The organism is Marinospirillum sp. (assembly GCF_014859565.1).
In genome coordinates this window covers 1-1,993 of the sequence record NZ_JACUUA010000398.1, presented here as the reverse complement: position 1 = coordinate 1,993, position 1,993 = coordinate 1, and the positions used below count along the sequence as shown (strand labels likewise).

1 protein-coding gene and 1 pseudogene are annotated in these 1,993 nt (G+C 50.6%); both read right to left on the bottom strand.

The window, feature by feature from the left end; translation table 11 throughout:
- Positions 1 to 22: 22 nt before the first annotated feature.
- Positions 23 to 1,690: an ATP-binding protein gene (locus IBX50_RS20165; protein ID WP_292258180.1), complete on the bottom strand. Its 1,668-nt coding sequence runs from the start codon at positions 1,688 to 1,690 to the stop codon at positions 23 to 25.
- Positions 1,691 to 1,723: 33 nt separating this feature from the next.
- A pseudogene (locus IBX50_RS20160) lies at positions 1,724 to 1,993 on the bottom strand (hypothetical protein); the annotation flags it as partial.

Here is a 1,993-nt window from a genome sequence, read left to right as displayed (position 1 = left end):
CTGCAGCAGAGTGTGCAGCGTTTTAAGGTCTGATTTTATCTTGAAGTGGTGCAGGCAGGGTGAAACAAAAACGACTGCCCTTTCCTGCACCTTCTGATTCCACCCAGATACGACCGCCATGGCGTTCCACAATCTTGCGGCAGACCGCCAGCCCAATACCATTCCCTTCGTATTCTGTGCGAGCGTGCAGGCGCTGGAACACCTTGAACAGACGCGACTGCTGATCTGGTGCAATACCTATACCCTGATCCTCAATGATAAACAGCCATTGCTGATCCAGTAGTCTGGCCTCCAGCAGTACCTTGGGTGCCTCTTCCGGAGCATGGTACTTCAGGGCATTACTGATCAGATTCTGAAACAGCCGCACCCCTTCATTATGACTGATCAACAGCTTTGGCCACTCACCCTGACGAGTGATAGTTGCGTCACTTTCTTTAATGATCGGCTGCAGATAAACCAGCGCTTCATCCACCAGTTGTGCTGCAGGCATCACCTGCATGGGTTCACCCATACGTCCTACACGGGAATACTCCAGCAGAGATAACAACATCTGATCCATGCGCCGGGCACCATCTGCAGCAAAGTGCATAAACTGGCGCGTTTCATCGTTCAGTGAAGGTTTCAGTCGCTGTTCCAGCAGCTCGATGTAGCTTTTGATCATGCGTAGTGGCTGGCGCAGATCGTGAGATGCAACATAAGCAAACTGCTCCAGCTCTTCGTTGGATCGTTTCAGTGATTCTGCCTGGGTGGTCAGCTGTAACTGTTTTTTATCGTGGCTGTACAAGAGCTTGACCAACAGCAGAAACAATAACGAAATAACCACAAACGCCATCCCCCAGCGCCGGGTTTCAGAAAGGCGAAAATTCTTGATTTCATTTTCTGTTGGGGTGAGGTTTTCGGAAATAAAAACCACCAGTGGCCATTTATTAATACGACCATAACTGATCTGGCGCGATTGATTATCAAAAGGTGAAATGATGCGGGTAGAGTGTAATGTTTTAATTTCACCCTGATGTGCTGCAACAACACCGGATTGCATCTGATAAGAGTTTTCCACCCAGGGCATACGGAAAAAGATCTGGCCATTTAGATCGGACAGTACGGTTGCGTGGCTACCGTCACTGACCAGTTTTCCCAGTTCATTTGCCAGTTGTTCCAGATCCAGTGCGGCAACAAGCACCCCAACAAACTGGCCTTCTGTATTATGTAACGCCCGGCTCATGGCAATAAAAGGAACCGGATTTGCCGAGCGGGAAAGCTGGGGAGGAGAAATAAAGGTTTGGCCTGTATTCGGGTTTTGTTGGTGCCAGACAAAATAATCCCGGTCAGCAAGGTTCGGGTTTTCATTCTCACGACTGAAGGCTTTAATTTGTCCCTGCTTGTCCAGCAGGATTAGTGCAAGAACTTCCGGGCTGGGTTGTTTACGTGCCTGCATGGCATAACGGATTTGTTCTGCAGTCATGTCGGGATGTAAAGAGAGCCTCTCCAGCGCCATCAGAACCCGTTCAACTTCCTGTAGCTTGAGTTGCACCAGCGTTTTTTGCAGCTCCACCAGTGAACGGGTGTGCTGTTCCATCCGGTGCAGGCTGGTTTGCTCAAAGGTCTGTAATGACTGAGACCAGGCTTGCCAGATCAAACCGGAGACCACCAGCCAGCAACCCAGCAACAAGGGTAATAAAAAACGGCTCAAATGGGAGTCCTCTCCGGTTATACAGCCTAGGGCTTAATGATGCAGGATTGCCCCTGCATCCGCAAACCCTTCAACACCTTGGTGTTGCAGACGCAGTGCCTGCTGCTGGATCTGTGGATGGTGAAAAAAATGCTGTAAAGCGGCTGCTCGGGATGCACCAATACCCCGGCGCTGTTGCCAGTCAGCTGGGCTACGCTGCACAAGGGTTTGCCAGTGGGCTTTTTCATCATCAGAAAACAGTGGCTCTGATCCGCTGGGCGGCATTCCCAGTGCGACCAACCACCGCAGCAGCTCACTGTGTTT